The following is an 18,048-nucleotide window of genomic DNA, read 5'->3' on the forward strand; positions in this document are numbered from 1 at the left end:
GGCCGGCACGACGGCGACGGGGCGGGCCGACCGGGGCACGGCAAGCACGGGCGGTGCGGAAGGCACGGACAAGGACGCAAGGAGCCCGGATGGCGGGGAGCACCCGCGACGGGGCACCGGGGCCGGGGAATCCCGGTGACCGGCCCGGCCACCGGCCCCGACACGCGCACGGACACCCGACCGGCCACCCGCGCCGGCTCACGCCGGGCGGTCCCGCTGCTGCCGGCCGGTGTCGCCCTGCTCGCCGGTCTCGACGCCGCCCTCGTCCTGCTCGGCCTTCCCGCCCCCGTCACCGCCGACCGGCTGCCGCGCGTCCACGGGGTGCTGCTGGTCCTCGGCTTCGCCGGCACCCTCGTGGCACTGGAACGCGCGGTGGCCCTCGGCGGCCGGTGGCCCTACCTTGCCCCCGGCTGCCTCGGCGCCGGCGGCCTGCTGCTGATCACGCCGGCGGACCTGCGCGCGGGCCGACTGCTGCTCACCCTCGGCTCCGCCGCGCTGCTCGCGGTGTACCTGCGGTTCTGGCGCCGGCAGCCGAGCCCCGCACTGCTCGCCCAGGCCGCGGGCGCGGTGTCGGCGCTCGGCGCGGCGCTGCTGTGGCTCGGCGGGCTCGACGTTCCCCGGCTGCTGCCCTGGCTGGCCGCGTTCCTCGTGCTGACCGTCGCCGGTGAGCGGCTGGAACCGGCCCGGGTCGGCTTTCTGACACCCCGGGCCGAACAGACCTTCCTCGGCTGCGTCGGCGCCGTGGCCACCGGCGTCGTCACCACCCTGCTGTGGCCCGCGCCGGGCACCCTGCTCCTGGGCGCCTCGCTGCTCGCGCTGGTCGCCTGGCTGGTCGTGCACGACGTCGCCCGCCGTCTGCTGCGGTCCACCGGACTGCCCCGCTTCACCGCCGCCTGCCTGCTCGCCGGGTACGCGTGGCTGGCCCTGGCCGGCGCCCTGTGGCTGCTGTCGGGGCCGGTCGCCGAGGGCCCGCGCTACGACGCCGTGGTGCACGCCGTCTTCCTGGGCTTCGTCCTCTCGATGATCATGGCGCACGCCCCGGTGATCCTGCCCGCCGTACTGCGCCGCCCCCTGCCGTACCACCGTTCGCTCGCGGTGCCGGCCTGGCTGCTGCACGGCTCCCTGGGCGTACGCGTACTGATCGGTGACCTGCGCGACGTCCCGTGGGCATGGCGGCTCGGCGGGGCGCTCAACATCGCCGCCGTGCTGCTGTTCGTGCTGACGGCGGCGGCCGGCTCGGTCGCCGCCTCGCGGCGCACCCCTGACGCCGCACGGCCCGCCCCGCACGCCTCGCGGCGCACCCCTGACGCCGCACGGCCCGCCCCGCACACGGCGCCGCCTACCTCTGACGCCGCACGGCCCGCCCCGGACGGGGCGCGAACCGCCTCCCGTTCCGCGCTCGCCGGGGGCGGAGCGCCGGCGCCCCAGGAGCCGGACGGCCGGAAGGACCCACGGTGACGATCCACCTCTCCCCTCCCCCGGCTGCCGGGCCGACCCCGAGGCCCGCCGGACGGTCACCGCGCGCCTCCTGGCACCTCGGCGTGAACGCGATCGTGGCCGCCTGGCTCGTGCTGTTCGCCGTGGGCTCCCTCGTGCATCCCTTCGTACCGCTCGCCCGCTGGCTGCTCGTCCACCTGCTGCTGCTCGGCGCGGTCAGCAACGCCGTCGTCATCTGGTCCGGGCACTTCGCCGCGTCCGTGCTCCGGCTGCCGGAGACCAACCGCGGCGCCCCGGCGGCCCTGCGACTGGCACTGCTGAACGCCGGGGCCGTCGCCGTGATCGGCGGCATGCTCGCCGACCGGTGGCCCGTCGTCCTCGCCGGCGGATGCCTGGTCGCGGGCACCGTCGCGGCCCACGCCGTGTGGCTGGTCCGTCTGATGCGCCGCGCGCTGCCCGGCCGGTTCTCCATGACGGTGCGCTACTACGTCGCCGCGGCCGCCCTGCTGCCCGCGGGCGCGGCGCTGGGCGTGGTCATGGCCCGCGGCGAGCTCTCCGGCGATCTTCCCGACCGGCTGCTCGTCGCCCACGAGATGATCAACCTGCTCGGCTGGGTGGGCCTCACCGTGGCCGGAACACTGATCACCCTGTGGCCGACGATGCTGCGCACCCGCGTGGCCGACGGCGCCGAACGGGCGGCGCGCACCGCCCTTCCCGTGCTGCTCGCCGGGCTCGGCGCGGCCGTCGCCGCCGCGCTGACCGGCCCGCCGCCCCTCGCCGCCGCGGGCGTCGCGGCCTACGCGGCGGGGCTCGTGGTCGCGGGGAGGCCCTGGCTGCGCGAGGCCCTGGCCAAGCCACCGCACTCCTTCGCCACCTGGTCGGTGGCCGCCGGCTGTCTGTGGCTGGCCGGATCCCTCGCGGGCCTGGCCGGAATCCTTCTCACCGCCCCTTCGTGGGCCGCGGTGGTGGCGCGTACGGCGTCGCTGACCGCCCCGCTCGCGGCCGGCTGGATCGCCCAGGTGCTGCTCGGGGCGCTCAGTTTCCTCGTCCCCGTGGTCCTGGGCGGCGGACCCGCGGCGGTACGCGCGGCCACCGCCGGGCTGGAGCGTGGCCGGCCGGCCCGGCTGGCCGCCGCCAACACCGCGCTGCTGCTGTGCGTGCTTCCGGTGCCGAGCATGGTGCGGGTGATGTGCTCGGTGGTCCTGCTGGGCGTGCTCGTCACCTTCCTCGTCCTGCTGGTGGGCACAGTCGTGCGCGGCACGCGAAGCCGCCGGGACACCGCGCACGTCCCCGGGCAGGTTCCCGTGGCCCCCGGGCAGGTGCCCGCGCAGGGGCCCGCGCACCCTCCCGCCATCGGGCCGGCGCAACCCCACCGGGCGCTCGGGAGCGCGGCCGCTGGTGTCGCGATCGTCATGCTGGCCGTCGCGGCGGGCGGTGCGGCGGACGTGCGGTCGCTGCCCGTCGTGGCCGGGTCCGCCGCGCGGACCGCGGACGGCACGGGCGTGACGGCGACGGGCCGCACCACCACGGTCGGCGTGACCGTACGCGACATGCGGTTCTCACCGTCCCGCGTCGAGGTGCCGGCCGGGAACCGCCTGGTGATCAAGCTGCACAACACCGGGACCGACCGTCACGATCTGGTGCTGGAGAGCGGCGCCCGGACCGGACGGCTCGATCCCGGGGAGCGCGAGACCCTGGACACGGGAGTCGTCGGCCGGGACCTCTCGGGCTGGTGCTCCGTGGTCGGTCACCGGCAGATGGGCATGGTGTTCGCCGTACGGGTCACCGGCGCGACGGGCACGGACGCGGACGCGGCGGAGGGCTCCGCCCCGTCCGGCACGCACGAGCACGACGGCACGCACGAGCACGAGGGCACCGCGGGGCACGAGGGCACCGCGGGGCACGAGGGCACCGCCGAGTCCGGCGGGTCCAGCGCCGGCGGGAGCGGGGAGAGCGGCGGGTCCGCGGCGGAGGCGTTCGACCCGATGGCCGAGCCCGCCGCGGGTTTCACCGCCCGTGATGCCCAGCTCCCGCCCGCATCCGACGGATCCGGCCCTCGGGTGCACCGGAAGACCCTGACGGTGAAGGAGGTCCGGCGGGAGGTCGCGCCAGGGGTGCGGCAGAAGCTGTGGACCTTCGACGGCACCGCGCCGGGGCCCGTGCTGCGCGGCCGCGTCGGCGACACCTTCGAGATCACCCTGGTCAACGACGGGTCGATCGGCCACTCCGTCGACTTCCACGCCGGGGCGCTGGCACCGGACCGGCCGATGCGCACCATCCAGCCGGGGCGGTCACTGACCTACCGGTTCACCGCCACCCGCAGCGGGGTGTGGATGTACCACTGCTCGACCATGCCGATGTCGCTGCACATCGCCAATGGCATGTTCGGCGCCGTCGTCGTCGACCCGCCGGACCTGCCGCCCGTGGACCGCGAATTCCTGCTGGTGCAGTCGGAGTTCTACCTCGGCAGGCAGAACGGGACGGCGGACGCGGGCAAGGTGAGCCGGAAGGAGTCCGACATGGTCGCCTTCAACGGGTACGCCGCCCAGTACGCGCACGATCCGCTGACCGCCCGCGTCGGCGAGCGGGTGAGGATCTGGGTACTGGCCGCCGGACCCAACCTGGCGAGCGCCTTCCACGTGGTGGGCGGCCAGTTCGACACCGTCTACCGCGAGGGCGCGTACGAGCTGCGCCCGGGTAGCCGGGAGCGCGGTGGCGCGCAGGTGCTCGATCTGGCGCCCGCGGCGGGCGGGTTCGTCGAGCTGTCCTTCCCCGAGGCGGGCAGCTATCCCTTCGTCACGCACGTCATGAGCGACGCGGAGCGCGGCGCACGCGGTGTCTTCCGCGTGCGCTGACCGGTCTGCGTCCCTGCGTGGTCGGCGCGGGCCGACCGGTCCGCGCGTGGTCGGCACGGGCCGAGCGGGACTGCTGAGCGCTGCGTGTGCGACGGGCACTCGGCCCGTCGCACACGCAGCGCTCAGCCCGCGCGGGTCTCAGGAGGCCGGGCCGCCGGCCAGGGTCGCGACGAGGACCGCCTTGATCGTGTGCATCCGGTTCTCGGCCTCGTCGAAGACGACGGAGTGCCCGGACTCGAAGACCTCGTCGGTGACCTCCAGAGCGGTCAGGCCGTGGCTCTCGTGGATCTCACGGCCGACCTTGGTGCCCAGGTCGTGGAAGGCCGGCAGGCAGTGCAGGAACTTGACGTCCGGGTTGCCGGTGGCACGGAGCACGTCCATCGTCACCGAGTAGGGGGCCAGGGCCTTGATCCGCTCGTCCCAGACCTCCTTGGGCTCGCCCATCGACACCCACACGTCGGTGGCGACGAAGTCGGCGCCCCGGACGCCCTCGGCGATGTCCTCGGTGAGGGTGATGCGGGCGCCGCCGGCCGCCGCGGCCCTCTGCGCCTGCGCGACGACCTCCGCGGAGGGCCAGTAGGACTCCGGGGCGACGATCCGTACGTCCATGCCGAGCAGGGCGCCGGTGGCCAGGTAGGAGTTCCCCATGTTGAAGCGGGCGTCGCCGAGGTAGGCGAAGGAGACCTCCTCCAGGGGCTTGGCGCAGTGCTCGGTCATGGTCAGGACGTCGGCGAGCATCTGGGTGGGGTGCCAGTCGTCGGTGAGTCCGTTGTAGACGGGAACTCCCGCGTGCGCCGCCAGTTCCTCGACGACGGCCTGCCCGTCGCCGCGGTACTCGATGCCGTCGAACATCCGGCCGAGCACACGGGCGGTGTCCTTGACCGACTCCTTGTGGCCGATCTGCGAACCGGAGGGGTCCAGGTAGGTCGTGGACGCGCCCTGGTCCGCGGCGGCGACCTCGAAGGCGCAGCGGGTCCGGGTGGAGGTCTTCTCGAAGATCAGCGCGATGTTGCGGCCCCTGAGCCGCTGGACCTCCGTGCCGGCCTTCTTGGCCGCCTTGAGTTCCGCGGCAAGATCGATCAGGCCGCGGAACTCCTCGGCGGTGAAGTCCAGCTCCTTGAGGAAGTGGCGGCCGGTGAGGTCTGTGGCCATGGGACTGACGCTCCTGGGTTCCGGGTCGACTACGGGCGCACTGAAACTCTATACGACGTTCAGCATTTATATACAGACCCGGTTTCTCCCTGCTTCCTCCCCGGCCTCAGGCCGCGTCCCGCTCCACGGGACAGCTCATGCAGCGCGGCCCGCCCCGTCCCCGGCCCAGCTCGCTGCCGGGGATCTCGATGACCTCGATGCCCTGCTTGCGCAGGTGCGTGTTGGTGGTGACGTTCCGCTCGTACGCCACCACCACCCCGGGCTCGACCGCCAGCACGTTGCAGCCGTCGTCCCACTGCTCCCGCTCGGCCGCGTGCACGTCCTGGGTGGGGGTCAGCACCCGGATCCCGTCCAGCCCGAGGGCGGCGGCGATGGCCCGGTGCATGTGCTCCGGCGGATGGTCGGTCACCTTCAGCTCGTTCCCCGCGACCCCGGGCTCGATGGTGTACGAGCGGAGCATGCCGAGCCCCGCGTACTGCGTGAACACGTCCCGGTCGACCATCGTCATCACCGTGTCCAGGTGCATGAACGCCCGGCGCTTGGGCATGTCCAGGGCCACGATGGTGCGCGCCGACCCGGTCGCGAACAGCTCGTGGGCCAGCATCTCCACGGCCTGCGGTGTGGTGCGCTCGCTCATCCCTATGAGCACGGCGCCGTTGCCGATGACCAGGACGTCACCGCCCTCGATGGTGGACGGGTAGTCGGACTGGCCCTCCGACCAGTGGTGGAAGGCACCCGCCTCGGGGCCGGTGAACATCGGGTGGTGCTTGTAGATCGCCTCGAAGTGCACGGTCTCGCGCTGCCTCGCCGGCCAGCGCATCGCGTTGATCGACACCCCGTCGTAGATCCACGCGGACGTGTCCCGGGTGAACAGGTGGTTGGGCAGCGGGCCGAGCAGGAAGTCGTCGAGCTCCATGACGTGGAAGCGCACGGACGTGGGCTCGCTGTGCCGCTCCAGGAACTCCCGCTTGGTCATGCCGCCCACCAGGCACTCCGCCAGCTCCGCCGAGGACAGCTCGTCGAAACAGGCCCGCAGGTGGTCCGTGGCCAGCGGGCCGTACTCCTTCTCGTCGAAGACCCGGTCCAGTACGAGTGCCCGCGCCACCGGGATGTCCAGCGATTCGCGCAGCAGGTCGCCGAAGAGGTGCACGGCGACGCCGCGGTCGCGCAGGACGTCCGCGAAGCCGTCGTGCTCGGCGCGTGCCCGCCGTACCCACAGCACGTCGTCGAAGAGGAGGGCGTCCCGGTTGCTGGGTGTGAGGCGCTTCAGCTCGAGATCCGGGCGGTGCAGGATGACGCGGCGCAGTCGCCCGGTCTCGGAGTCGACGTGGAATCCCATAGAAGAAACGTTCCCAGACATGGGACGGTCCCGTCCTGTGTCCTGGAACGTTCCGGGCCGGTGCCGCCCGCCGCCGGGCCGCCGGGCCGGCGGCGGGCGCCGTGCCGTCCCCGTCCCGTGCCCGGTCGCTCCCGCGCGGGGGCGACCGGGCACGGGACGCCGCGCGCTGGACCGGGCGCGAACCGGGCGCCGGACGGGGTGCCGGACGGCGTGCCGGACCGGGCGCGGGCCCCCAGTGAACCGGACGCCGGACCGGGCGCGGGCCCCCAGTGAACCGGACGCCGGACCGGGCACGGGACCGGACGCCGGACCGGGCACGGGACCGGACGCCCGACGGGGTGCCCGATGGGGCGCCCGCTCCGGGCGCGGGGGGCTCACAGCCGGGGGTCGACCGGCTCCGACTCCAGGGCGAGCACGGCGAAGACCGCCTCGTGGATCCGCCACAGCGGCTCCCCCTCGGCCAGCCGGTCCAGCGCCTCGAGCCCCAGCGCGTACTCGCGCAGCGCGAGCGAGCGCTTGTGGCCGAGGTGGCGGTCACGCAGCCGCGCCAGGTTCTCGGGCCGCGTGTACTCGGGGCCGTAGATGATCCGCAGGTACTCGCGGCCCCGGCACTTGATGCCGGGCTGCACCAGCCGGTCCTTCCCGTCGCGGGCCAGCGCCCCGACGGGCTTGACCACCATGCCCTCGCCCCCGGCGCCGGTGAGGTCCAGCCACCACTCGATGCCTGCCTTGACGGACGCCTCGTCGCCGGTGTCGACGATCAGCCGGCGGGTGGGGGCCAGCAGCCGGTTGACGTACCCGGGTCCCGAGTCGCCGGGCGCGTTGAGGGCGTCGGCGTGGGCGGCCTCCGCCGCGACGAGCCGGTCGAGCAGCGCGAGCTGCTCGTCGTGCGGCAGTCCCGCGAGACTGCGCCCCCGCACGGCGAGGACCTGGAACGGCGCCAGCCGGATGCCGTCCAGGCCGTCCGTGCCCCGCGCGCCCGCGACCCGCTCGCGCCCGGCCGCGTCGGCCTCGCCCGGCCAGCCGCGTGCCGGGTCGCCGACCGGCCAGCAGTAGCGCCGGTAGGCCTCGGTGAAGGCGGCCGCGTCCTCGGCCCGTTCGCGCTGCCGCCCGAGCAGGCCGGAGATGTCCACGCCCCGGCCGGCCGCAGCCTCCAGCGCCCGGAGGGCACCGGGGAACACGGCCCGGGAGGCCGCGCCCACCGCCGCGTACTGGTTGCGCAGCAGCCCGCCGGCCTTCAGCGACCAGGGCATCAGCTCGGCGTCCAGCAGCAGCCAGTCGGTGCCGAACTCCTCCCAGAGCCCGGCCCCCTCGACGCTGTGGCGCAGCCGCTCCAGGATGCGTTCGGTCATCGTCGCGTCGTCGAAGAACGGCCGCCCGGTGCGGGTGTAGAGCGCCCCGGTCGCGCCCGGGACACCGAACCGCTCCGCGGCCGCCGCCTGGTCGCGGCAGACCAGCACGACCGCCCGGGAGCCCATGTGCTTCTCCTCGCACACGACCCGGTCGACGCCCGCCTCGCGGTACGAGGCGAAGGCCTCGGCCGGGTGCTCCAGGTAGCCCTCCACCCGGGAGGTCGCGGTGGGCGCCATCGTCGGCGGCAGGTAGGGCAGCAGCCGCGGGTCGACGGCGAAACGGCTCATGACCTCCAGAGCGGCGGCGGCGTTCTCCTCGCGTACCGAGATCCGGCCGGCGTGGCGGGTCTCGACGATCCGCCGGCCGTGCACGTCGGCGAGGTCCAGCGGCCGCCCCTCGTGGCCGCCGGGCGCCTCCGTGGCGAGCGGCCTGGCCGGTTCGTACCACACCTTCTCCGCGGGTACGTCGACCAGTTCGCGCTCCGGCCAGCGCAGCGCGGTCATCCTCCCGCCGAAGACGGCACCGGTGTCCAGGCAGATGGTGTTGTTGATCCAGGAGGTGCTGGGCACGGGCGTGTGGCCGTACACCACGGCTGCGCGGCCCCGGTAGTCCTCGGCCCATGGGTAGCGCACGGGCAGCCCGAACTCGTCGGTCTCACCGGTGGTGTCGCCGTACAGCGCGTGCGAGCGGACCCGGCCGGACGTCCGGCCGTGGTACTTCTCCGGCAGGCCGGCGTGGCAGACCACCAGCCGTCCGCCGTCGAGCACGTAGTGGCTGACGAGTCCGTCGATGAACTCCCGCACCTGCGTACGGAACTCCTCGCTCTCCCCCTGAAGCTGCTCGACGGTCTCGGCCAGGCCGTGGGTGTGCTGCACCTTTCTGCCCTTGAGGTAGCGGCCGAGCTTGTTCTCGTGGTTGCCGGGCACGCACAGGGCGTTGCCGGAGGCGACCATGCCCATGACGCGGCGCAGCACACCGGGGCTGTCCGGGCCGCGGTCGACGAGGTCGCCGACGAAGACCGCCGTGCGGCCCTCCGGGTGCGACCCGTCGACGTACCCCAGCTTGCCGAGCAGCGTCTCCAGTTCGGAGCTGCAGCCGTGGATGTCACCGATGATGTCGAAGGGGCCGGTGAGGTGGCGCAGGTCGTTGAAGCGCCGCTCCAGGACGATCTCGGCGGCCTCGATCTCCTCGGTGCCGCGCAGGATGTGCACCTTGCGGAAGCCCTCGCGCTCCAGGTGCCGCAGTGAGCGGCGAAGTTCGCGCTGGTGGCGCTGGATGACGCGGCGGGGCATGCCGGCCCGGTCGGCGCGGGCGGCGTTGCGCGCGGCGCAGACCTCCTCGGGGACGTCGAGGACGATCGCGATGGGCAGCACGTCGTGCTCACGGGCGAGCCGGATGAGCTGTTTGCGGCTCTCGGACTGCACGTTGGTCGCGTCGACGACGGTGAGCCGCCCGGCGGCGAGCCGCTTCCCGGCGATGTAGTGGAGCACGTCGAAGGCGTCGGAGCTGGCGCTCTGGTCGTTCTCGTCGTCGGCGACGAGGCCGCGGCAGAAGTCGCTCGACATCACCTCGGTGGGCTTGAAGTGCCTGCGGGCGAAGGTGGACTTGCCGGAGCCGGTGGCGCCGACGAGGACCACCAGGGACAGGTCGGTGACGGCGAGCGTGCGCCGGGCCGCCGGGGCGGCGGTGCCGGTGTCGGTGTCGGTGTCGGTGTCGGTGACGTTCATGCGGCCTGCTCCTCCTTCGTGGTGTCGTCGTCGTTCCGCGGGCTCCGCCCGGGCTGCTCGTCCCGGCCGTTCCCTCCTGCCCGGCCGTTCCGTTCCGTCTGTTCCGCCTGTTCCGCCTGTTCCGCCTGTCCCCTCTGCTCCGCCTGCTCCGTCCTGGTGAAGACGGCCATCTGGGTGGGCGGGCCGACCTCCGGGTCGTCCGGCCCCACCGGCAGGTACGCCACCGCGTAACCGTGCCGCTCGGCGACCTCACCGGCCCAGGCCCGGAACTCCTCCCGCGTCCACTCGAAGCGGTGGTCGGAGTGCCGCACATGCCCCGCCGGGAGGCTCTCCCAGCGCACGTTGTACTCGACGTTCGGCGTCGTCACGATCACCGTGCCGGGTCGCGCGGAGCCGAACACCGCGTACACCAGCGCGGGCAGCCGGGGCAGGTCGAGGTGCTCGACGACCTCGCTCAGCACGGCCGCGTCATAGCCCTTGAGGCGCTTGTCGGTGTACGCCAGCGAGCCCTGGAGCAGGGTGACACGGGCGCTCTGCCGCTCGCCCATGCGTTCCAGCCGCAGCCTGCGCGCGGCAACGGCAAGTGCCCGCATCGACACGTCGACACCGACGACCTCCGTGAACCGCGTGTCCTTCAGCAGTTCCTGCACCAGCTGGCCCTGCCCACAGCCCAGGTCGAGCACCCGGCTCGCGCCGGCGGCGTGCAGCGCCGCGACGATCGCGGCCCGTCGCTGAACGGCCAGCGGCACGGGTCTCTCCTCCGTGTCGACGGTCTCGTCGACGGCGTTGTCGAGTTCCTCGACGTCCAGGTCGTCGGCGTCGGCGAGCCGGACCAGTTCCAGGCGCTCCATCGCCTGCCGGGTCAGGCTCCAGCGGCGCGACAGGTAGCGGCTGGTGATCAGCTTCTGCTCGGGGTGCTCGGCCAGCCAGCCGTCTCCCGCCCGCAGCAGCTTGTCCACCTCGTCGGGCGCCACCCAGTAGTGCTTGGCGTCGTCGAGGACCGGCAGCAGCACATAGAGGTGGCGCAGCGCGTCGGCGAGGCGCAGCTCTCCCTCCAGCACCATCCGCACGTACCGCGAGTCGCCCCACTCGGGGAAATCCTCGTCGAGCGCGACGGGTTCGGCCGTCACCGCCCAGCCCATGGGCTCGAACAGGGAACGGACCAGGTCCGCCCCGCCCCTGGCGGGCAGCGCGGGCACCTCGACGCGCAGCGGCAGCGGCGCGGCAGCCCGCTCGGGCAGCGCCTTGCACTCCCCGCGCAGGGCGGTCTTGAACACCGCGCTCAACGCGACCGCGAGCAGGGAGGAGGCCGCGTAGGGCCGGTCGTTCACATACTGGGCGAGCGCCGCGTCGGGCGCACCGCCGCGGCCCTTGCCCCTGCCGCGGCGGACCAGCGCCACCGGGTCCACCTCCAGCAGCAGCACGGCAGTGCAGCGCTCCGCCGTCGCTTCGGGGTAGACGACATGCGCCGTGCCGTGCGACATGGAGAACGTCTGCGCCTTGTCGGGATGCTTGTGCAGCAGAAAGCCGAGGTCGGTCGCGGGGCGCTCGTGGGTACCGGTGGCACTGATCGTCAGGAACACGTGACCGAGTATGAGTGTCGACCGGTCCACGGCGGTACCGGATTACCTCGGGGCAGTACCGGATTACCTCGGGACAGCCGGACACGGCGGCCGGCAATGGGTTCTCCATCAGTCGACTTCACGACACCCCCGATTGGCCTTCGAAGAGCCGCCCCCGGGATGCGCGCGTCCGTTCACACTTCCCGGTCGGCGGCCTCCAGAGGGCTCTCCTTGCCGGTCAGGCCGTCGCAGAGGGCGGTGAGCAGACGGGTGAGGGTGGGCTCGAAGTCGATCCCGACGTGTGCCATGCCGGGTTCTTCCCGGTACAGGCGCGTGAGGTTCTCCCCAGGGTGGCCGGCCTGCCACAGGGGGGCGGTCAGCGCGATCGTCGCGGTGACGAGTTCCCCGGAGGACGCGCGGCCGAGGGCGCCGGCTTCGGCGACGGCCTCGGTGACGACGCCCACGGCGTGGACGGCCGTGCGCTTGAAGGCGCGGACGCGTTCGTAGGTGACCTCGCGCTCCAGGCTGAGTGTGACGTGGGTGAACAGGTCGCACAGCAGGGGGCGTTCGACGAGGGTGGCGACCAGGATGCCGGCCAGGTCGGCGGAGGCCAGGCCGGTGCGGCCGGCGAGGTGCGCGGCGACGGCCTGCGACCAGTCCTCGTATCCCTCTTCGGCGAGGGTGAGCAGGATCTCCTCGCGGGAGGCGTAGTAACGGCGTACGGCCGAGACGTGGACGCCCGCGTGCTGGGCGATGGCGGTGAGGGTGACACCGCGCACACCCTCGCGGGTGGCGAGCGTGCGCGCGGCCTCCATGAGGTCGTTGGCCCGCTGCGCCTTGTGCTGGGCCGAGTAGGCGCGCTGGAAGCCGGGGCGGTCAGTCATACCCGGAACAGTAACGCAAAGGGGATGCGTTACCGAAGCCGCCCACCCAGTAACGCAAGGTCCTTGCGTTGACAACGCAAGGACCTTGCGTTAACTTCTCGGTGTCGTCGGCGGAATGACACGCGGGAGTTCCCCGCAGGGGCCCGACGGCCGCCCGGCAGCCGGCACGCCCGTTGCGGGGCTGCATCCACACCTACGAAGTACGGAGTGCGCCATGCGCGCGATCACCATCAATGAGTTCGGCGGGCCGCAGGTTCTGACCGAGACCGAGCTTCCCGACCCTCGGCCCGGCCCGGGTCAGATCAGCATCGACACCACCCACGCCGCGGTGGGCCTGGTTGATGTGTTCTTCCGCCGTGGAGACCTCGCCGGACGGCCCGATCTGCCGCAGCCGCCCCTCGTGCCCGGTCTGGAAGTGGCCGGAACCGTCCGCGAGGTGGGTGCGGGAGTCAGCGACTTCCAGGTGGGGGAGCCGGTCGTCACCCTGTCCCAGGTCGGTCTGGGCGGCTACGCCTCGGTAACCCTCGCTCGGGCGGCCATGACGGTCTCCCTCAAGGGCAGCGGAGTGGACCCCGCGCAGGCCGTCTCCGCCCTGCCCAACGCCACCACCGCCTACCTCGCCCTGACCCGAGTGGCACACCTGCACGAGGGAGAGAGGATCCTGGTGCACGGAGTGGCCGGCGGTCTCGCCGCCCCCTTCGTGGCGGTCGCCCGCTCACTGGGCGCCTCCCGGGTCACCGGCACGGTCTCCTCCCGGGCCCGGATCAAGGACACGGAGCACCTGGACCTGGAGGAGGTGTTCACCAGTGACCGGTTCGTGAGGGAGCTGGACGGCCGACAGGTCGATGTCGTGGTCGACCCGGTCGGCGGCGAGGTACGAACCGCCAGCCTGGACGTACTGGCGCCCCTCGGACGCATCCTGGCGGTGGGCCACGCCGCCCGCACCCCCGACGTCCCCCTCACCGGCGACGACCTGTGGCACAGGAACGCGGGCATCCTGGGTTTCGAGGTCGGCTCCTACCTGCACGCCCACCCGGACGCCGCCCGGCCTGCCGCCGAGAAGGTCGTCGGTCTCCTGGCCGACGGGAAGCTGACCCTGCGCATCGACGAACTGCCCCTGTCCGAGGCCGCGGAGGCGCACCGCCGTCTGGAGGGGCGCGACGTCCCCGGACGTCTCGTCCTCACGATCTGACCCTGCCCCGCCTGCCACAGACCCGCCGGACCGGGTCAAGGCATTCCGGCTCCGCCGGGCCCTCCGCGCCACGCCGGTCGGCGCGCCGACCAGGAGGTCGCCGTGCGCAGTATTGACCGGTCAATTGCATATTTGTACGCTCCAGGTGCGCGCTGTTGCCAGGCATACCCGGCGGGAGACCGACATGACCGTGCCCCTTTACGTACAGATCAGGCGAGAGTTCGAAGCGAAGATCCGGGCCGGGGCCCTGCCGCCCGGGTCGCGACTGCCGAGCGAGATGGACGTCTCCACCGAGTACGGCGTCAGTCGTGCCACGGCTCAACGGGTCCTCAACGACCTGGCCGAGGCGGGACTGGCAATCCGCCGGCGGCGCCATGGAACGTTCGTCGCGGACGTGACGCGGCAGATCAACCTGCTCAGCTTCGTCACCCCCGCGGCAGCCGCGAAGGGCGCACCGGGCAGGCACGAAGTCGTTTCCGCGCGGATCGTCAGGGCCGCCGACGCCGTCCTGGCCCTCCCCGGCGCCTCCGCCGACACCGCCGTGGTGGAACTGGTCCGCCGCAAGCTGAACGTCAGAGAGGAGCCCCAGTCGGTCGAGCGGCACGTCGTTCTCTTCGCAGCCGCCCCCGGCCTGCTGAACGAGAACCTCGAAGACCTCGTCACCCTCCCGTATCTGCAGCGCAGAGGAGTACCGATCGACTCGATCCGGCTCTACCTCGACCCGGTGGCCCTCGACGAGCACGACGCCACGTTGCTGCACAGCGAGCGCGGAACGCCCGCACTGATGAGGCGCAGGGAGTTGCGTGCCGATGACGGAAGCACCGTCGAGGTGGTCACGACCCTCGTCCGTCCGGGAACCGCCGAGTTCTTCCTGGAGCTGCCCGTCCCCGCCGTGTGAGCAGCGTGGCGCTGCCAGAAGGGAAGTGCGCACGATGAAGGTCATCATCGTAGGTGCCGGCGTACTGGGCGTGAGCGTCGCGAGGCAGCTTGCCCTCGCCGGCGAGACCGTTCTCCTGCTCGATCAGTGGGGAGTCGGCACCGGTACGACCGCGACCACCTTCGCCTGGACCAACTCCAGCCGAAAGCCCGACCCGGACTACCACCGGCTGAACCTCGCAGGAATGGAGGAGCACGCCAGGCTCGCCGAGCAGCTGCGCGGCACACCGTCGTACTTCCCCAGCGGAGCGCTGCAGTGGGCGGACGCCGCGAACGAGCAGCGGCTCGCCGACAACGTGGAGCGACTGCGGGCCCTCGGCTACCCCGCCCACTGGGTCACGCCTGACGAAGCAGCGCGGATCGCGGGCGGCCTCCGCATCCCGGCGGCCATCACGTCCATCGCGCACTTCCCCGGCGAGGGATACGTTCTGCCGGACCTCTTCGTGAGCAACCTGCTGGCGGATGCCGAGCGGCACGGCGCCACGTGCGCGATCGGCGAGGTCGTGGACATCGACGACAGGTCGGATGGAGTATCCGTCACTCTGGCGGGAGGCGAGGTCTGCGCGGGCGATCGAGTCGTCCTGGCGGCAGGCCGCTGGTCGGAACGGCTCGCCGCACGGGCAGGGATCGACATTCCCATGGTGACGGATACCGGCCGCGGAGCACAGACCGTCGGTCTGCTCGGGTACGCCAGGTCGCCGGAACTCGACCTGCGCTGTGTGATCCACAGCCCGGGCCTCAACCTCCGCCCCGCAGCCGGCGGGCATACCGTCCTGCAGGCTCTCGATCTGAACGCTGCCGTCGATCCGGCAGACCCTCCTTCCGCGGACGGGGACATGGCTAGCACCCTCGCCCGGCGGTTCTCCGCGCTGCTGCCCGAGCCGGGCCGGGCACCGGAGATCGACCTGCGTGTCGGCTTCCGGTCACTGCCCGCCGACGGCCGCACCATCGCCGGTTACGCGTCTGCCCAGTCCCGCGTCTACTGCCTCGTCTCGCACAGCGGGGTCACCTTGGCGCCGATTCTGGGACGCCTGGTCGCGGCCGAGATCTCAACCGATCGGGAACAGGACCTCCTTCGGGCCTTCCGGCCCACTCGATTCACCGGCGTACGGCGCTCGGACATCGAGGTGGATCAACACGCCACCGGCCTGGGCGCGCAGTAGCCGACAGCCCTCCACCGCGATTCCCATCACCCGCGGGTCCACCGGGGGACGGAGGTGCCGGCCCCGGCCGGGCGGGTGGCGCGGGGCCGGGGACGGAGGCCGGGCGGGGACGGCCGGGTCAGGCCAGCTGGGACTGGACCTGGGAGGAGATCAGCTCCAGGTGGTCCAGGTCGTCCAGGTCGAGGACCTGGAGGTAGATCCGGGAGGAGCCGATCGCGGCGTACTGCCCGATCTTGTCGACGACCTCGGCCGGGGAACCCGCCAGGCCGTTGGTCTTCAGCTCGTCGACCTCCCGGCCGATGGCCGCCGCCCGCCTGGCCACCTCGGCGTCGTCCTTGCCCACGCACACCACCAGGGCGTTCGAGAGCACGAGTTCACCGGGCTTGCGGCCCCTCTCCTCGGCGGCCGCGCGGACCCGCCCGAACTGCCGCTCGCTGTCGGCGGTCGAGGCGAAGGGCATATTGAACTCGTCGGCGTACTGGGCGGCCAGGCGCGGGGTCCTGGTGGCGCCGTGTCCGCCGACGAGCACCGGCACCTTCGCCTGGGCCGGCTTGGGGAGGGCGGGCGAGTCGCTGAGGCGGTAGTGGGTGCCGTCGAAGTCGAAGGTGCTGCCGGTCTCGGTCGCCCAGAGGCCGGTGATGACGGCCAACTGCTCCTCGAGCCGTGCGAACTTCTCCTTGGGGAACGGAATGCCGTACGCCTTGTGCTCCTCCTCGAACCAGCCCGCCCCGATACCGAGTTCGACCCGGCCGCCGGACATCTGGTCCACTTGGGCCACCTGGATGGCCAGCACTCCGGGCAGCCTGAACGTGGCAGCGGTCATCAGTGTGCCGAGCCGGATCCGCTTGGTCTCCCTGGCGAGCCCGGCCAGGGTGATCCAGGCGTCCGTCGGGCCGGGGAGGCCGTCGACACCGCCCATGCTCAGATAGTGGTCGGAGCGGAAGAACGCGTCGAAGCCGAGTTCCTCGGTGGCCCGGGCGACGCGCAGGAGGGTGTCGTAGGTCGCGCCCTGCTGGGGCTCGGTGAAAATTCGAAGATCCATACCTCCATCCTGCACTCTCGAAGGCGCGCCGGTCCCCCGGACCGCACGGGCCCGTCACCGCCCCGCCCCCCGGTCGGGCGCCGTGCCGGCGCGCGCCTCGTCGCGGGTGGCCAGCCTGCGCAGCATCACGCGCACTCGGTCACGCGACTCGTCGGCCGCGTCGATCGCCTCGATGCACTGCCAGTACAGCCCCTCCTCGTCGGCGGCGCATGCGACTCCCACCAGCGCCATGCCGACTTCGCCGAGCAGCCCGCCCAGCCCCGTCAACGCGACCCGCGCATCGGTCACCTGGGACAGCCGCGCGGCCCGGATCGATCCTTCCCGCAGGCCCGCACCGCCCACGGCGCCGCCGCGGCCGCCCACCTCACTGAGCGAGCGCGCCTCGCCTCTCAGCTCCGGCGGCCCGGCCACGGCGAGCCGGTCCCCGATCGCCTGGGCCAGGGCCTGCGCCTGCCATGCCTCCGCCACGATCTCCGGCGCGACCCTGCACGCCGCGAGGGCCTCTCTGCTCGCCCCGATGAGCCGCATCGCCTCCATGCGACTTCCCCCGTTCACTCCGCTCACTCTCCGCCCGTACCCACTACCCAGAGTGAGGGCGAACGGCCGGAAAGACCAGGGGTTTTCGGAAAACTGTGGACACCAGTTTCGTTGTGGATATTCCCATCACTCCATAGAGTGACGAACTTGGCCCTTCTTCGCCGGGAACCTCGACTCGTTCCGGTCGATCTTGGCCGACAGCGCCGCGAGCGCATCGATCCCGAGAACCTCACAGAACTGCAGAAGATACGCGAGTACGTCCGCGACCTCGTCCTTCACCCGGTGCGCGGACTCCTCGTCCTCCATCACCCGCGCCGACTGCTCGGGCGTCAGCCACTGGAAGATCTCCATGAGTTCGGCCGCCTCGACGCTCAGCGCCACCGCGAGGTTCTTCGGCGTGTGGTACGGCTCCCACTCCCGTGCCGCCGCGAACTCGGCCAGCCTGCGCTGGAGTCCCGCCACGTCGAGTCCGCCCGTCCCCGCCGGGGCCACGGTCCCGGTGCCCGTCCCGGCCCCGGCTCCTGTCCCGACGGCGTCCGGCCGGTCCTTCGCGGCGCCGGCTTCCTCGGTGTTCCCGCTCGCGTCTGTCACAGCCCCAGATCTACCACCGTCACCCCGGGCAGCGTCCGGGCCGGGTCCGGGTCCCCCACGGTCCCCACCACCCTGATGTGCCCCCGCTCGCACATCCGCACCGCCAGCGCGGCCAGTTCGCGGGCCTGCCGCCGGTCGAGGCAGCGGTCGAAGCCGTCCGCGAGGACGGTGAGCGCCTGCCGGGCCCCGGGGACCTCGGCCACGGGGTCGACGTCCAGCACACCGGGGCCCGTGAGCAGCACCAGCGCGAGCGCCAGGTACCGCAACTCCCCCTCCCC

13 protein-coding genes and 1 pseudogene are annotated in these 18,048 nt (G+C 72.8%); 5 read left to right on the plus strand and 9 right to left on the minus strand.

Translation table 11 applies throughout. The features are described from left to right. Positions 1-135: 135 nt before the first annotated feature. Entirely contained in the window at positions 136-1,458 is a 1,323-nt protein-coding gene (locus GUY61_RS18870) for a hypothetical protein (protein WP_208106171.1), read from the plus strand. 83 nt (positions 1,459-1,541) lie between these two features. After that, complete coding sequence (locus GUY61_RS41580; protein WP_208106172.1) at positions 1,542-4,292, plus strand: multicopper oxidase domain-containing protein; 2,751 nt, start codon at positions 1,542-1,544, stop codon at positions 4,290-4,292. A gap of 138 nt (positions 4,293-4,430) precedes the next feature. Here GUY61_RS41580 and argF read toward each other — a convergent pair whose 3' ends face one another. The 5 genes from argF to GUY61_RS18900 form a co-directional block, all read right to left on the minus strand. Further along, positions 4,431-5,444, minus strand: a complete 1,014-nt coding sequence (gene argF, locus GUY61_RS18880; protein WP_166631370.1) for an ornithine carbamoyltransferase — start codon at positions 5,442-5,444, stop codon at positions 4,431-4,433. Between the two features lie 106 nt (positions 5,445-5,550). Then, entirely contained in the window at positions 5,551-6,783 is a 1,233-nt protein-coding gene (locus GUY61_RS18885) for an arginine deiminase (protein WP_166631371.1), read from the minus strand. Positions 6,784-7,157: 374 nt separating this feature from the next. Further along, the gene (locus tag GUY61_RS18890) at positions 7,158-9,863 is read right to left on the minus strand and encodes a polynucleotide kinase-phosphatase (RefSeq protein WP_166631372.1); all 2,706 of its coding nucleotides are present in this window, start codon (positions 9,861-9,863) and stop codon (positions 7,158-7,160) included. Continuing rightward, positions 9,860-11,446 carry a 3' terminal RNA ribose 2'-O-methyltransferase Hen1 gene (locus GUY61_RS18895; RefSeq protein WP_166631373.1) on the minus strand — a complete coding sequence of 529 codons (1,587 nt, stop codon included), beginning with the start codon at positions 11,444-11,446 and terminating at the stop codon, positions 9,860-9,862. Before GUY61_RS18895 ends, GUY61_RS18890 begins: the two co-directional genes overlap by 4 nt. A 173-nt stretch (positions 11,447-11,619) precedes the next feature. Continuing rightward, positions 11,620-12,309, minus strand: coding sequence for a TetR/AcrR family transcriptional regulator (locus tag GUY61_RS18900; RefSeq protein ID WP_166631374.1), 690 nt, complete (start codon positions 12,307-12,309; stop codon positions 11,620-11,622). A 214-nt stretch (positions 12,310-12,523) separates the two neighbouring features. Between GUY61_RS18900 and GUY61_RS18905 the strand changes: the two genes are divergently transcribed. From GUY61_RS18905 to GUY61_RS18915, 3 genes are all read left to right on the plus strand, one after another. Beyond that, positions 12,524-13,501, plus strand: a complete 978-nt coding sequence (locus GUY61_RS18905) for a zinc-binding dehydrogenase (protein WP_166631375.1) — start codon at positions 12,524-12,526, stop codon at positions 13,499-13,501. 184 nt (positions 13,502-13,685) lie between these two features. Next, positions 13,686-14,399, plus strand: a complete 714-nt coding sequence (locus tag GUY61_RS18910; RefSeq protein WP_166631376.1) for a GntR family transcriptional regulator — start codon at positions 13,686-13,688, stop codon at positions 14,397-14,399. Positions 14,400-14,433: 34 nt separating this feature from the next. Beyond that, on the plus strand, positions 14,434-15,600 hold the full coding sequence (locus tag GUY61_RS18915; RefSeq protein WP_166631377.1) for an FAD-binding oxidoreductase: 1,167 nt from the start codon (positions 14,434-14,436) through the stop codon (positions 15,598-15,600). Positions 15,601-15,718: 118 nt separating this feature from the next. Here GUY61_RS18915 and GUY61_RS18920 read toward each other — a convergent pair whose 3' ends face one another. The 4 genes and pseudogenes from GUY61_RS18920 to GUY61_RS18935 form a co-directional block, all read right to left on the minus strand. Continuing rightward, positions 15,719-16,642 (minus strand): LLM class F420-dependent oxidoreductase, encoded by a 924-nt coding sequence (locus GUY61_RS18920; RefSeq protein WP_166631378.1) that lies wholly within the window; start codon positions 16,640-16,642, stop codon positions 15,719-15,721. Between the two features lie 54 nt (positions 16,643-16,696). Beyond that, positions 16,697-17,179, minus strand: coding sequence for a DUF6099 family protein (locus GUY61_RS18925; RefSeq protein WP_166631380.1), 483 nt, complete (start codon positions 17,177-17,179; stop codon positions 16,697-16,699). A 126-nt stretch (positions 17,180-17,305) separates the two neighbouring features. Beyond that, positions 17,306-17,671: a nucleotide pyrophosphohydrolase gene (locus GUY61_RS18930; RefSeq protein ID WP_166631381.1), complete on the minus strand. Its 366-nt coding sequence runs from the start codon at positions 17,669-17,671 to the stop codon at positions 17,306-17,308. 95 nt (positions 17,672-17,766) lie between these two features. Beyond that, positions 17,767-18,048 (minus strand): annotated as a pseudogene (locus tag GUY61_RS18935) (ATP-binding protein); the annotation flags it as partial.

Origin of the sequence: Streptomyces sp. GC420 (assembly GCF_009916105.1) — a bacterium.
Lineage (GTDB): Bacteria > Actinomycetota > Actinomycetes > Streptomycetales > Streptomycetaceae > Streptomyces.

Bases quoted from the DNA above. Each gene is read 5' to 3' on its own strand.
- GUY61_RS18900 (WP_166631374.1), bottom strand. From the start codon at position 12,309: ATGACTGACCGCCCCGGCTTCCAGCGCGCCTACTCGGCCCAGCACAAG.
- GUY61_RS18920 (WP_166631378.1), bottom strand. From the start codon at position 16,642: ATGGATCTTCGAATTTTCACCGAGCCCCAGCAGGGCGCGACCTACGAC.
- GUY61_RS18885 (WP_166631371.1), bottom strand. From the start codon at position 6,783: ATGGGATTCCACGTCGACTCCGAGACCGGGCGACTGCGCCGCGTCATC.
- GUY61_RS18905 (WP_166631375.1), top strand. From the start codon at position 12,524: ATGCGCGCGATCACCATCAATGAGTTCGGCGGGCCGCAGGTTCTGACC.
- GUY61_RS18910 (WP_166631376.1), top strand. From the start codon at position 13,686: ATGACCGTGCCCCTTTACGTACAGATCAGGCGAGAGTTCGAAGCGAAG.
- GUY61_RS18890 (WP_166631372.1), bottom strand. From the start codon at position 9,863: ATGAACGTCACCGACACCGACACCGACACCGACACCGGCACCGCCGCC.
- argF (WP_166631370.1), bottom strand. From the start codon at position 5,444: ATGGCCACAGACCTCACCGGCCGCCACTTCCTCAAGGAGCTGGACTTC.
- GUY61_RS18915 (WP_166631377.1), top strand. From the start codon at position 14,434: ATGAAGGTCATCATCGTAGGTGCCGGCGTACTGGGCGTGAGCGTCGCG.
- GUY61_RS18925 (WP_166631380.1), bottom strand. From the start codon at position 17,179: ATGGAGGCGATGCGGCTCATCGGGGCGAGCAGAGAGGCCCTCGCGGCG.